Below are 13,682 nucleotides of genomic sequence, written 5' to 3' on the forward strand. Positions count from 1 at the left end.
GAACAACGAGTTCGTGGGTCCACCGGTCGGAGGGCTGCTGTTGGCCACCCTCCCTGGACTGCCGTTTCTCGTGAACGCCCTGAGGTTTCCTGGGAGTACGGCGCTGATCTTGACCCTGCCCACCCAACCTGCGCGCCACGCTTCGCGAGGTGTGGTGGCGAGAGGTGGTGGGCGGTTTGAAGTGGCTGTGAGCCCGTCCATTGCTGCGCTCTGTGGCGCTGCTCATGTCCCTCACGACGCTGCTCGACGCGAGCCGTGTTTGCGCTATTCGTGCTCTTTGCGACCGCTCTCCCTGGCGTCGGTTCGGTGGGCTACGGCCTGCTGCTCACGGCAGGTGCGCTGGGCCACATCCTCGGCAGCCCGCTGTCACCTTCTGTCTCGCGGCGCCTCGGAGCTGGGCGGACCGTGCTCGGGTCCGTGTTCGTCCTGGGGTTCATGTACCTCGGCTTGAGCCTTTTCCACGCGCCCCTGCTCCTGGCCGCGCTGCTGGTGCTCGACGGACTCAACCTGGGCCTGTCCGGAGTTGTGAAGGTGTTGACGCAGCGACACCTCGTGCCGCCGGAGATGCGCGGGGCGTACCGCTTTGTGGTCTCCTGCGCCGCTCCGCTCGGCGCGTTTCTGGGAGGGGTGGTCGGCCGGGCCCTGGGCTTGCGCGAGACTTTTGCGATAGCCGGTGGTCTGGGCCTCTTGTTCGCTGCTCTGTTCGCGGGCAGCGTCAACAACCGGGCAGTGGTCCGCGCTGGGCAGCAGACGTATGCACAGCCATCTGAGTCGTAGCTTCCGCTGCCCAGGCACAGGGCTTTGACCGGCGCTCGCTCCGGCTCAACGGCTGGAATGGTCAGCATTGCGTGCCGGTATCCACGGCCACGTGCCACAACGAGGCGTCAATGCCCCGCGAACCACTTATAGCCGCGCCGGTACGGAAGACTATGGGAAGCCCGTCAAGCGGGCGCCATTCCACTCAGGCAAGGCGTCGACCAGCTGGCAGGAGCAGTTCCAACGGCAGTTGGGTTAGAAGTTCAGAGTGTGGGTCATCTGGTGTCCTCCCAGCTTTCCAAGACGGTGATTCAACCAGCCTCAACCCGCATGACCTACGCACAATGGCCAGTACGGTAGACAGGCGTCAGGAGAAGAGGATACTGTTGCAAGATAGTTGATATTTCAAATACATATCAACTATCTTGCAAGGAGCCCTTATGAAGACCCCGCCCGTCATCCACCTCATCTACGGCCCCCAGGGCGCCGGCAAGACCACCTATGCCCGCACTCTCGCCACCAAGACTCAGGGGCTCCGAATTTCCATTGACGAATGGATGGTTGCCCTGTACGGTCCCGATCTCCCGCAGCCCCCCGCGCTGACCTGGGTCATGACACGTGTTGCCCGCTGCCAGACACACATCTGGACCGTCGTCGGGCAGCTTGTCGCCCTCAACACCCCCGTCATCCTTGACCTGGGTTTCATGACCACCGCCGATCGCCAGCTTGCCCAACAGTGGGCCGATCAATACGGGGCGACCACCAAATTCCATTTTGTTGATGCGCCCGCAGCAATACGTCGCTCACGCGTGCTCAGTCGCAATGAAACTCAAGGGGAGACCTTCGCCCTCGTTGTGACACCCGCCATGTTCGACATGATGGAATCGGTCTTCCAGCCTCCCAGCCCGGAAGAGCTGGCTCAGGCCTACCACGTAACATCAACCCATGCCTGAAATTGCCCCGGCCGGAAATGAAGCCTTGCGGTTCTGCCTCAACCTCAACCGGGCCACTGCTGTCCTGACCCGCCACATCGACAATCGCCTGGGTGCCCTGCACGGCCTGAGTCTCAATGACCTCACTGTGCTTCAGTACCTCCATTTGGCCCCCCACGGCAAAGCGCGCCGCAGCGACCTTGCCGCCCACCTGGGCCTGACGGCTTCTGCAGTCACGCGCCTCCTTCTTCCACTGGAGAAGATCGGCCTGGTCGCCCGCCTGCCGGATGCCCGGGACGCCCGAGTGGGCTACGCCGCCCTGACCTCCGCCGGAGGTGATCTGCTCAAAGTCGCCCTGGAATCCGCCGTTCAGACGAGCGAAGACCTCGTTGGGCACGTGCCCGTTGCCCAGTTGCGGGCCCTCTCCACCGTACTCGATTCATTGGTCTGATTCGGCTTTCTTCAGGCAATTCCGGCAAGTGAACCAAGGCAGATCATCCGTGACTGCCATCAGGCCTCCCGACCAGCAGCATTGAACTGTCTCACCGCTTTGCGCGCCATGAGCGTGCTTCTTGGAAATTCCAGCAGAGCAGCACTATGGACAGGAACGAAACGTCCCACCGGTAAAATCTCAAAGATGCATCAAGGTCAGGGCTGAAAACAGTGCTTGTGGCTGTCAATCGACAATTCGGTGCCGTGCTGAACATCCTGCTCAAACTTCACTGCGGTTCCCATGCAGCGACAACCTTCCTCCTGTCACCACTGACTGAAGATGGCGTTTAGCCCCCATCCATATGAAGTAGCCTTGGACTGACGCTGGCGCTCCTGGGAAACTTCCTGTACGCCAAGCTTTGGAGCACGTTCAGGTTGTGTTCACCACATCTCGTCATTGACCTCGCGTTTTAGATGATTGCGAGTCGCCTGTGAGTAGATGGGGCCGATCCCGCCGTTCACTGCCTCGCCCATCGCGTCACGCTCCCCTGATTCACCATGGGGTCACTGATCAGATTCATTTCGAAAGGCTTCTGTCTCCCACAACTCATCGCCGCTGCAAGGTGTCAGCTGTTGACCACCACTGCGCTATGGATGCATTAATGCGTCCCATCAAGGACACTTCGCAGGCGAGCGGCCTGATCGTCTGCACCAAGTTGTCCGTAGAGTTCAATCGCGGTGGCCAGAAACTGGCGGACAGCTTCCGGCTGAAGCACCTGCCGTGCGTCAACCGTCGCCTGCTCCAGGAGCGCGGCAGCCGCCTGTAGATTTCCCCCCAGTTGCCACTGGGCAGCAATCCTCGCGGGGGGAGCGCCGGCATGGGAGAGGGCTCTGGCCGCGCTGCGATGCAAGAGGCGACGCACCGGCAAGGGCATGCTGCTGAGAATCGACTCGTACACCACGTCATGGGCAAAACCGCTGCCAGTCATAAGCTGTGCGTTCTCCAGCTCCTCCCAATGCTGCGCGACGTCGAGTATGGGTGCTCCGAGCACCTGTGCGATCAGTTCGATGTGGAAATCACTTTGCAAAACGCTGGCAGCCCGCGCAGTATTCAGCGCTCCCGGAGAGAGCCGGGCCAGACGACGCTCAATAATGCGCTGGACCTTTTCTGGCACCGGAAACCGATCGGGGAGGGCATTGCCGGAAGACAACTGCCCACGCTCCACGAGGTGGCGCACCATTTCCAGCAGAAACAGTGGATTGCCACCCGAGAAGTGCGCGAGTTGCGTTCGCAACTCGGGCGGAACGGGCAGGCCCACGTGCTCCAGGACGGTGTGAGCCTCAGCCTCAGTCAGCGGAGCAAGCGCGATCTGGACCGCCAGGCCATGAGCAATCATTTCATCGTAGACAGCAGCAGTCTGCGGGCTGAGTTCCTCGTGGCGCACCGTGCACAGCATATGGGGAACGCCGTCAGGCTGACCAAGGGGGAACGCACTTGAAATAAGGACCAGGCCAGCTTCGATGGCCGCTGGATCCGCGTAATGCAGGTCCTCATACACCACCGCCACGGCGCCGCGCGCGCCAATCTGGAAAAGGTCCTGGATGGCTGCATGCAAAGCAGCCTGTGCTGGGACTGGAGCTGGCGGATCGCCGTCTTGCAGGAGTTCAGGAAGCAGAGGCGCCAGAGCCGAGCGCTGCCAGGCCTTCAGCCTGACTTCAGGATGCGTCGCAAGAATGCCCCGCAGGTTACGGGCCGTCGTGGCATAGGGGACGTGGGCATCTCCCGGGCGCGCTTCGACCCGCAGGACAGGGCCTTTCCGGGCCACAAAGTCATGCATCAGACGAGATTTGCCAACGCCTGGTTCGCCACTCAGAATAATAAATTGCCCTCTGGCCCAGGCTGCTTCAAGCGCCGCCCAGGCAGCGCTGCGTCCCGCCAGAACGGTGGGGTGCCGGAGGGCCAGGGGAAGTTGAGGAGGCTGGGGAATCACCGTCAGTTCCACCTGGCCCTGCTCAATTTCCTTGGCAAGGTGCTGGGTTTCAGGCATCGGCTCAACGCCGAGTTCCTGCTCAAGAAGTTCGCGACAACGCTGATACGCCGAGAGCGCTGCGGCGCGGTCATTGTTGAGGTAGTACAGCCGCATCAAACGGCGGTGGTGGTCTTCGGACAGTTGATTGAGCGTCAGGAGGGCCTGGGCTGTAGCGATTGCCGCAGCCCAGCTTCCCTCGGCCTCCTGCTGTTGCGCCAGATTTAACAGCGAGGCCGCGCGGCGGGTGTCCAGCTGTTCGCGTTGCGCCGCCAACCAGTCGGCAAAATCAGGCATGTCGTCGAACTCCACCCCTTCGAGGAGGGTGGTCCGGGACAGGTCGCCCTGGGGTTCAAGGTGGGCTGCCGACGTGAAATCAACCTGCACGTCCGGATGAAGGTGAACGGTCTGCTCGGCAAGAATTAAATCGGCACCGAGCATACGGTTCATCCGACGGATGAGCTGGACGAGGTTGTTGCGGGCCGAGCCTTCCAGGGTCTCAGGCCAGAGCAGCCCGGCAAGCCTTGAACGCGTTGTCGGTCCCTCAAGCGCGAGGTAGGCCAGGGCCGCCAGGGGCTTTCGGTCGCAGCGGAGTTCGACGCCATCAGGATTGATCAGACGGGGCCGTCCCAACATGAAGAATGTCCAGTGCCGCGCATGGGCCATGCCGGTCAGCTTAGCAAGACAGACCTGGCAGATTGGTCGTCCTGCTCTGGTTTGAAGCGCCTGGCTCCGCTCTTTCTTATCATCCGTCAGGGTTCAATCGGGCCATGGAATGTGACCCTTGTCAGACGTGGCTTTGGACCACCATCCTGCCGCTACTGGAACCACGGCGCCCTGCAAGGTGAAGTGCACCAACCAGTTCTCAGATACGACGTGTGCACGGCCTGAAGACACTGTCACCGGGTTGTCATCGTTCGCCGGCTACTGTCAGCAGGCTCGATCTGAGCTCACAGGAGGCCGCTATGCGCTTGTCCAAGCCCACATTCGCCCGACTTCACAGCTGCCGTCGCCCAGGAATCCTTCCGACTGCCTTGTTGGCCAGCGTTTTGCTCATGTCATGCAATGATGGCTCCTTCCACACGCCTCCAGTTCCTGTGCCCATCACCCATTCTCTGATCAGCACTGAACAACGTCTGTTCGCGGTGAACCTGAGTGCGGTCAATGACGTGGTGCTGCTTCCCTCACCCGTGCCCAGAACCAGCTTTGTTGACATGGCCAGGGACGGAGACTCGGGGCCCGTCTACGGCATCACCAACTCGTCGCTTCACGCTCTGAATGTGTCTACTGGTGCCGAGGCCTGGGTTGGGTCGTCGGGTGTCCATGATCTGACTGCCCTGGCATTTGACCGATCTGGACGACTGTTCGCGGGAAGTGCCAGCGGACACCTGTACCAACTTGATATGAACACCGGAGCAGCGTCTCCGGTGCCCTTGACTTCAAGACTGGGTGCCGTTAGTGGCGATCTGGCTGCGGCGCCTGACGGGACACTCTACGGGACGATCACGGCCCCTGGTTCAGATGTGCTGGTGAGCATCCATGTCGATTCAGGTGTGGTGACCACCCTAGGACCGACCGGGTATACGCAGGTCTACGGCCTGACCTTTCGCGGGGAAATCCTTTACGGCATCACGAGTGGGGGAGAGCTGCTCACGCTGGATCGGCACACAGGCGAAGCGCAGCAGGTGGGGGACACGGGCCTCAGGGCCGTTACAGGAATGGAATAAGACAGGGCCTGGCTTCGGGCTGATCCTTGGCCCTGAACGGACTGTGCTGTGCCTCGCGTTTAAGCTCCCGGGCATGATTGTGTGAACTGCTGGGCCATGCGGGGGCCGTATTCGACGTTGTGTGGGTGCTCAGCATCCATGACCGATCTCAGGCCAGAGAGGAGGATTCACGCTATGTCTGCCCAGAACCGTGTTCGCATTTATGATGTCCAGCTTCTGTCGAATGACTGGTACGTGCTCAAGAAGACGACCTTTGACTACCTGCGCAGCGACGGAACCTGGCAGCGACAGAGCCGGGAAACCTACGACCGGGGCAACGGCGCGGTTATTCTTCTCTATCACCTGTTGAACAGAACGGTCATCCTGACCCGGCAATTCCGTTTCCCGGCCTTCGTCAATGGACATGCTGGCTTTCTGCTGGAAGCCCCTGCCGGGCTGCTCGACGCGGCAGACCCGGAAGAGCGCATCCGCGCCGAAGTCGAGGAGGAGACTGGCTACCGGGTCAGGCAGGTTCAGAAAATTTTCGAGGCGTACATGAGTCCAGGCTCGGTCACGGAAAAGCTCTACTTTTTTGTTGCAGAGTATGACCCGGGCATCAGGATGAGCAATGGGGGAGGTTTGGCTTCCGAAGGGGAGGACATCGAGGTGCTTGAGATACCGATTGACGTCGCCCTGCACATGATCGAGAGCGGCGAGATCATGGATGGAAAGACCATCATGCTGTTGCAGTATGCACAGCTTCATCTCTTCTGCGTGGGAGCCTGCTAATCCGCGTATTGATTTGGGACATGAACCGCGCAGACACGCCCCTTCCGTCGAGACCTCTAATGGGGCGCTGACGACTTTACGTCCGGATCAACAACCAGCGCGGATAGCGTCGGATAGGACGGTCATTGAACACTGGGGTGCCGTCTGGCAGCGCCGAGGAATGGACGAATTTGCCGCCGGCTCCTCACCCTTTGCGCGGGCTGGCGGCTGGGTTCAGCGGTTCCCTGTACTGTGCGAACATTCAATTTCACGACACGGTCATCTGACAGCGCGCCAGGTGTTGGCCCAGCGGCACGGTGACTTGCAGCCAGGGGCCGCTCAGTGCCCCGGCGTCTCCCTGTTCCACATCAATCTGCAGGCCGGTTGGAAAATGCAGAAGTGGTCCGGGCGAAGGCAGGGGGCGCCCCAGACGGCCGCGCAGCACATCAGTCAGCACTGGCACCTCCTGGCCCAGGCAGGCCACGGCCAGCTTGCGGGTCACCTGATCCAGAGCACGCACCTGCGGAAGGGTCAGATCCCTGTCCGCCGGCACCTGGAGCGCTACCGTGATCCGGCGAACAGTCTGGGCCTGGGCCGCTGTGACCGCCTCGTTGGAGAACATGACGTCCATCTGCGCGGCGGCATCGTTCCATAGAACACGCCAGCGCTGGACCGTGGCATGCGTCGCCAGCACCTCCACCCGCGTGACCCGGCTGTCCTGGCGCAACAGTGCCAGCGGGTCAAGCAGACCCTCACCACCCCCAGCCTGTGCGCCTGTCTGCAAGGCCGCCATCAGTGCCCAAATGAGCCAGTTTCTTCGTGACATCACTCTTCCTCCATGGATGACGAACTGTGTGGACGAACTGTGTGGGCCAACGTTTCCTGGCGCCTCTGTGCCAGCAGCCATGATGACAGGGTCAGCAGACAGGCGCTCTTGTGGAGGTTCGGGCTGACGCCCTGACAATCTCGAACTGCTCAGCACCGTTTCTTTGAGGCGCACCGTCACCTCAATCTTTCTAAGCCTTAGCGCCACTGTTCGAGATTCAATGAAACGTTGGTCATGGGCGGCGTCAGGGTCAGACCAGCGGCCCCCTTGGCCGAGGCGGCGTCCACCCAGTCACCCTCATCTGGGGTGCCGTTGCCGTTGGTGTCTTCCCAGGCCAGGAGTTCGTAGGGGGTGGGGTCCAGATTGTCCAGGGTAAAGGGCTGCTGATGTCCCGCGCCAGACAGCGTGACGAAGCGCACGCTGCCGTCCTCTGCACCACAACCCCGGTCCACCCGGCAGGCGATCACCGCAGCGCCGTTCAGGCTGTGCCCCTGAGGAGCGCTGACCATGCCGCTCACGCGGCGGGGCTCCTGCCCGGCGGGACTGGCCGTCAGGGTCCGCGGACGATTGTAGCGGCTGTCCAGCGTCTTACCCGTGGGGTCGCCCAGCACCAGGACGTCGCCGGCGAGTTTCCAGGTGAATGCGGACGGAATCAATTTGCGCGTTTCATAGCTCTGGCTGGGGGAGCAGGTGTAACCCTTGTTGTAGGCGGTCACTGGCGTCAGCGTCAGGAGATTGCCTTTCAGGCTGACGTTTCCCTTGCTGCTGGTGAGCAGTTTGGACGTGCAACCGTAGGTCGTCACCACGATAATGCCATTACGTTCGTAACTGCCGTCAGCCTTGATGCGGATGATCTCGCTGGTGCCGCTGCTCTCCGCGTACTTGCCGGTAGTGGTGTCGTAATACTCGATGGGTGACACCGAGCCATATTCCCACTGGCCCTGAAGCGCCGCAGGCACGACGGCCGCAGAAGCCAGACCACACGAGAGAATGGGAAGAAGGGTGAAGCATAGCCTGATGTTCATGATCCGCTCCTTGGGCCAGATACCCAGCCGCTGACGGTCACCCTAAATAAAGGTCGGTGACAGCTGGATGACAGGCCATAGGTGGCAGTCATCGTGTGCAGTGTCAGATGTAAGGTGGCGGGACAGTTCTGCGTTGTGTGCTTCACCTGAGAATGAATCACTTTTGAGCCATGCCCGCACAGCCTGCCGCCACATGGTCACGCCATCATGAGCCCCTCCGAAAAAGGGGCCGTACATTTGGTGCCCTGCTTGAGGATGGCCTGCCCCAGTGCGCCACCACGGCGAGATTCCCGCTGGCTCCTGCCTGAAGTCTGCATCACAGGAAACGGTGTCCAGCGTGATTGCTGGCGCGCAGCAGGCCAGCACCGCTGTGCCCTCGACATTCCTGAACTTGTCTGGGCGTCACGCCGAGCTGGCCTGCCTGAGCTGAGGGCAGCAGGCGATTAACACCACACGACAACGCCAGCGGCTCGGCCGCCGTGCCATCGAGATGCCATCCACGCCTTCCTAGACTTCCCTCACGCTCAACCGACGAGCGAAAGGAGCCAACAACAATGCAAAAAGCGACTCTCGGACTTGCTGCACTCATACTCTCGGCCATCCTGGCGGCTTGCGGCGGCGTCACCCCAGGCCCTGGTCCAGGCCCAGGCGGCGGGAACCCCGATGGCCCGGTGGGCGACGCGCTTCCCGCCGAACTGCGCGGCGAGTGGCATTACGGCTATATCTCTCCCATCCAATATTACGATTCCACCAGCAACCAATACGCCGAGGCCAGCGGCACCAGCATGATTCTCAAGCTCGGTGCAAACGGAACCTTCGAGCGTAGCGGCATCACGGTCATCACCACCGGGAATTGCACCAGCAAAATCCTGCTGAACGAGTCTGGCACCGTGGATCTGGAAGGCAACATCCTGACCCTCATTCCAAAGACGTCCTATGCAAAGGGCTATCAGTGCTCTCCGAGCCACTCGTTCGAAAACCGCTCGCCCACCAATTCCGTGAACACCTGGAAAGTGACCGGTAGCGGCGCGCAGGCCGTTCTGGCCCTTGGCAAACCGAACGACCCCACCATCAATGATCTGTACAACCGCCCACGGGGCACGACCAATCCAGGCAACGAGGGCGGCTCGATTTCCGGGCGTCTCACGCTCGCCGAGGATTCTGGCGACGAGTTGGGGGAGATTGTCGTCATGGCATGCCCGATTGACGGTGGATGCCGCAATGAAGCAAAGTGGCGCTTCACGCAATTCACCACAGGCAGCACCACGGCCACCTTCGAGATCAAAAACGTGCCCGCCGAACCGTACAAGGTGTATGCCTGGAACGATCTGAACGACAATAAGCAGCCAGACGTGGGCGACCTGATCGGCGTCTACACCACGGACGGCAAGACGGAAGCGGTCGTGACACCGCCGGCACAGAACATCGATATCAAGGTCGAGTACACCAAACCCGAGTAGGCGTGACCCTGCTGGCGCAGTGTAGCGTTCTGGCCATTGGATCACCGAAAAACCGAACCTGGTCAGTGGCCGTCTAGATTCAGACGGCCACTTCCACGGCTGTGTCCTGTGACGCAGGGTTCCCAGCGGTTGCTGGACAAGGTCTGCGTGAAGGGTGCTCCCGTACCGTCCTGGCGGTTGTGGCACCCCCATCGAACTGACGCACCAGTAATTGGAGCCGAGCAAACCGCCACATTGCCCCCGCACAAGCGCTGAAACCTCCGCCAACAACGGTCGTGAAAGCTTTTCCAGGGGGGCCCGACACCTGGGCAACGCTGCCGGGCCACACAATCCGCAAGGCGGAGGCTGAACTCGTTAGCCTCCACCTCGTGAGGGTCCACCAAAATCAGGGGGCTGTGGCAAACAGCCGGGTCAGCACATCACTCAGGGCTTGGGAAAGCGGTCGAATTTGCTCAGGGCGTCGGCCTCATACGGGGCCAGGGGGCGGGCATAGAAGCGCAGATCGTCAAGGCCGCCGTAATACAGGCTGTCGCCGCTATTGTTGTTCGAGCCGCCGGCCCCGTCCGCGACAGTCCAGCCTCTGGTGGCCGACAGGGCGTAGGTCCCGGATTTGCTGGCCGAGTTGACCGTCACTCCATTGCGGTAGAGCGTCAGGGTCGAGGTGTTGCCCGTCACATCCACCACGGCAACGTAATGGGTCCAGCTGTTCGTCGGAGCTTCCTGAGCGTCCGTGACCCGGAGATCACCTGCACTGCCTGCCACTGCGAAGCTCACCCGTCCCGGCTGGCCACTATGACCGTGAACGGAGCCGAGGTAAGCCACCGCCGCGTCTCCCTGCTGGCCCACCAGCCAGCTGTCGCCCTGATTCTGGCCCGGGTTGGGCTTGAGCCAGAAGCTGACCGAAAACGGCGTTTTCAAGCTCAGGTTCGGGGTAGACAGGCCGCCTGAAGCGTCACCGCCACAGCCCGCGTTGCCATAATCCACGTTGAACAGCAGGGCCTGGTTGTTCGCGTTCCAGCGGTCGGTCCCAGCCTTGACGCAACCTGAACCGTTCAAGGAAGCGCTGAGATTGTTGCCACTCTCGTCACTGCCGCTACCCGCCAGGGGGTAGAACGCCCGCAGGCCGGTCTTGAAGTTGGTCACGTTGACGCCCAGGGTGCTGGCAGCACTGTTCAGCCCCTTAGTGTCGGTGGCAATGACACTCACGGTGTAGCGGCCGCTGGCAGCATAATCGTGGCTGAGGGTGAACGCGGCTGGCGTGCTGCTCACCTGGCTGGTCTGTCCGTCCCCCCAGTTCACCGTGATGTTGGCGAGATTGCTGTTCTGATCGCTGGCCGTGCCGGTGAGCGTCACCCGTTCCGGCGCGCCGGGCACGCCGACACTTGCCGTGGCGCTGCTGAGGACCGGCGCGACGTTGGCCGTCACACCCGGATCGAGCGGCTTGGGGTCACTCGCGTCACTGTCGCCGTCCCGGTCCGTATCGGCGTTCAGTGGATCGGTGCCCTGTCCCTTTTCCTGGGCATCGTTCAGACCGTCGCTGTCGGCGTCCGGCAGCGCGGGATTGGAGTAGACGCGTCGGGGATAGCCCTTGACCAGTGCAGCGGTCACCACGTCCCAGCCGACCTTGGCCTCGTCGTGGTCGCTGAGACCATCCCCGTCGCTGTCTGCTTTGCTGTCGGAGGTCCCGTACAGGTACTCGTCGTTGGAGAGCAGCCGGTCCTGATCCTGGTCCTGCACGCGAACCAGCCGGATCTCGCTGTTCTGGGTCAGCACGATGTCATCGAAGTTGGTGTTCGGCGCGATATTCAGGTTGTTCGAGCCGACGGCGGCCCACAGCGAATGATCTGCCACACCGCTCGTTACGTCGCCCTGGAAGGAACTGCCATTGTCGCGCAGGGTCTTGAGCACCTGAACCCCGCCCGACGTGCCGGTGGCGTAGGGAAGCTTGAGGACGTCTTTGAGCACCTTGGACAGTCTGACCCCCACGATGTTGCCCCCCGCGCGCTGCACGTTGGTCGCCACCCGCTCACGCACGATGTCACCGTTGCCGTAGTCGATGACGACCAGGGCGGTCTGGGCGTTGGTGGTTTCCTTGAGGAATTCGAAGTTGCGCCCGGCGTCGTCAAGCAGGCTGTAACTGCTGAACTCGAACAGCAGGTCTTGGGGGCGCTGCATCAGGCTCAGGGCCAGGTCGGCGGGCAGATCGAGCGAGGCAGCCAGCGTCCCGGTGCTGCCCCCGTTGCTCAGCACCACGCCGCCCGCGCCCAGTGCAGGCGTCATGTTGCCCACCACAAGGTAGTTGGCTGGATTGGCCGGATCGCGGCGCAGGGCGGTGACCGTGAGGTCCTTGAAATTGAAGCTGATGTCGCCGGTGTTCTTGACCTTGAAGCCCACGTTCAACTTGCCACCCGACAGCGTGGTTCCCTGCGAGGCACTCTCGGACAGCGCTTCTTCAGAGGTCTGCTGACTGCTCCTGACCGAGCCGGTGGTGTAGCTGGCGGACTTCTCGTAGCCGTATCCGGCAGACACCGTGACCGAGGCGCTCGCTTTTGCGTTGAATCCGTCGGTGCCGCCGCTGATTTCGGCGCCCACCGTGGCGCTGACATCGGCCGTCACCCGCTGGGTCTGGGCGTCGGTGGCACTGCGACTGTCCTGCTGGCCCAGTTGCAATGAGGCAGTATGGCTCTTTACCACCGTGTTGTCGGAGGTCCGCACCACATTGAGTTCGATGCTGGGAGCCGTGACCTGTGACAGTTCCAGACGCGGCGTGTTGGCGATCAGCGGGTTGTACCGTCCGCCCCGGTCGATGATCTCGGTGTAATCGCTGTACTTGTCGCCGTCGGTATCGGCCAGGGTCGGCGAGGTGCCGTAGGTATTGACCTCGGAGCCGTCGAACAGCAGCGGATTGCCCTGGGCGTCGCTGTCGGAGTCCCGGTCCGCCGGTTTACTGGCCCAGACGTTGACCTCATCGGCGTCGTTCAAACCGTCGTCGTCGGTATCCCTCTTGCCAGGATCGGTGAACAGGGCGCGTTCCTGCGCGTCTGTCAGTCCGTCGCCGTCGGTGTCCGCCTTGGAGGGATCGCTGGTGACATGATACGTCCTCTTCTCGGTGCCCGCCTCCTTGATGGTCACGTCGTAGCCCGTCTGTTCGTCGGCGTCCGAGATCCCGTCGCTGTCGCTGTCGGTCCCGGCCACGCTGGCCACGCCCTTGATCTCGGCGCTGTAAGTGCTCTCGCCCGCCGCCGTCCTGGCCTTGAGGCGGTAGGTGTAGGTCACGCCAGGCGTCAGTCCGGTATCGGTGTAACTGGTGTCCGCTGCGCCAGGCGTGGCAATCGCCGCATACTCCTGGGCGGCCTTGCGTTCCAGCACGTAACCGGTCGCGCCGCGCACGGCGTCCCACCCCAGGGTCACGCTGCTGGCGTCGGCCGCCTGGACCTTGAAATTGACGGGGGCGCTGACGGTGCCGGGCTGATCCGGTCCGCTCGGGCTACCCGTGTCCTTGGGTGGAACCACCGAGGGCGACGAACAGGCGCCCAGCAGACCCAGGCTCAGGGTGGCGGTCAGCAGGGTGGTCAGCACGTTTCTGTTCATGGTGTTCTCCGGATGGGGGTTGGCCCTGAAGGGGGAGCGCAGTGTCAGGGCCAGAGCGAGGCGTGGAGTGAACCGGCGGGGAAAGGATCAGCAGGGGTCTGCAGGGGGGTCAGATGAATCCCGTGGCTCTGCCTCTCTCGGAGAGGGGACGAACCGGGG

At 62.1% G+C, this 13,682-nt stretch carries 10 protein-coding genes; 6 read left to right on the forward strand and 4 right to left on the reverse strand.

All coding sequences use genetic code 11. The features are described from left to right. The first annotated feature begins 255 nt into the window (after nucleotides 1-255). From HNQ08_RS14005 to HNQ08_RS14015, 3 genes are all read left to right on the forward strand, one after another. The gene (locus tag HNQ08_RS14005) at nucleotides 256-777 is read left to right on the forward strand and encodes an MFS transporter (protein ID WP_268240015.1); all 522 of its coding nucleotides are present in this window, start codon (nucleotides 256-258) and stop codon (nucleotides 775-777) included. A gap of 419 nt (nucleotides 778-1,196) precedes the next feature. After that, a complete protein-coding gene (locus tag HNQ08_RS14010) occupies nucleotides 1,197-1,709 on the forward strand; it encodes a P-loop nucleotide/nucleoside kinase family protein (RefSeq protein ID WP_184133310.1) in 513 nt (170 codons plus the stop codon). Beyond that, on the forward strand, nucleotides 1,702-2,139 hold the full coding sequence (locus HNQ08_RS14015; RefSeq protein WP_184133312.1) for a MarR family winged helix-turn-helix transcriptional regulator: 438 nt from the start codon (nucleotides 1,702-1,704) through the stop codon (nucleotides 2,137-2,139). Before HNQ08_RS14010 ends, HNQ08_RS14015 begins: the two co-directional genes overlap by 8 nt. Before the next feature lie 640 nt (nucleotides 2,140-2,779). On the opposite strand, the gene HNQ08_RS14020 is transcribed toward HNQ08_RS14015, so the two are convergent. Further along, nucleotides 2,780-4,813, reverse strand: a complete 2,034-nt coding sequence (locus tag HNQ08_RS14020; protein WP_184133314.1) for an ATP-binding protein — start codon at nucleotides 4,811-4,813, stop codon at nucleotides 2,780-2,782. Between the two features lie 389 nt (nucleotides 4,814-5,202). Here HNQ08_RS14020 and HNQ08_RS14025 point away from each other — a divergent pair, with 389 nt between their 5' ends. Together HNQ08_RS14025 and HNQ08_RS14030 are read left to right on the forward strand one after the other, a co-directional pair. Further along, nucleotides 5,203-5,874, forward strand: a complete 672-nt coding sequence (locus tag HNQ08_RS14025; RefSeq protein ID WP_184133316.1) for an NHL repeat-containing protein — start codon at nucleotides 5,203-5,205, stop codon at nucleotides 5,872-5,874. A 174-nt stretch (nucleotides 5,875-6,048) separates the two neighbouring features. Beyond that, nucleotides 6,049-6,642 carry an NUDIX hydrolase gene (locus HNQ08_RS14030; RefSeq protein WP_184133318.1) on the forward strand — a complete coding sequence of 198 codons (594 nt, stop codon included), beginning with the start codon at nucleotides 6,049-6,051 and terminating at the stop codon, nucleotides 6,640-6,642. A gap of 247 nt (nucleotides 6,643-6,889) precedes the next feature. Here the strand turns inward: HNQ08_RS14030 and HNQ08_RS14035 are convergent, their stop codons facing one another. After that, a complete protein-coding gene (locus tag HNQ08_RS14035; RefSeq protein WP_184133321.1) occupies nucleotides 6,890-7,447 on the reverse strand; it encodes a hypothetical protein in 558 nt (185 codons plus the stop codon). Nucleotides 7,448-7,644: 197 nt separating this feature from the next. Beyond that, nucleotides 7,645-8,472 carry a hypothetical protein gene (locus HNQ08_RS14040; protein ID WP_184133323.1) on the reverse strand — a complete coding sequence of 276 codons (828 nt, stop codon included), beginning with the start codon at nucleotides 8,470-8,472 and terminating at the stop codon, nucleotides 7,645-7,647. A gap of 554 nt (nucleotides 8,473-9,026) precedes the next feature. Here HNQ08_RS14040 and HNQ08_RS14045 point away from each other — a divergent pair. Then, nucleotides 9,027-9,932, forward strand: a complete 906-nt coding sequence (locus HNQ08_RS14045) for a hypothetical protein (protein ID WP_184133324.1) — start codon at nucleotides 9,027-9,029, stop codon at nucleotides 9,930-9,932. A 423-nt stretch (nucleotides 9,933-10,355) separates the two neighbouring features. Here HNQ08_RS14045 and HNQ08_RS14050 read toward each other — a convergent pair whose 3' ends face one another. Then, nucleotides 10,356-13,523 (reverse strand): LamG-like jellyroll fold domain-containing protein, encoded by a 3,168-nt coding sequence (locus HNQ08_RS14050; protein WP_184133327.1) that lies wholly within the window; start codon nucleotides 13,521-13,523, stop codon nucleotides 10,356-10,358. Nucleotides 13,524-13,682 lie beyond the last annotated feature (159 nt).

It is taken from the genome of Deinococcus humi (genome assembly GCF_014201875.1).
Taxonomy (GTDB): Bacteria; Deinococcota; Deinococci; order Deinococcales; family Deinococcaceae; genus Deinococcus; species Deinococcus humi.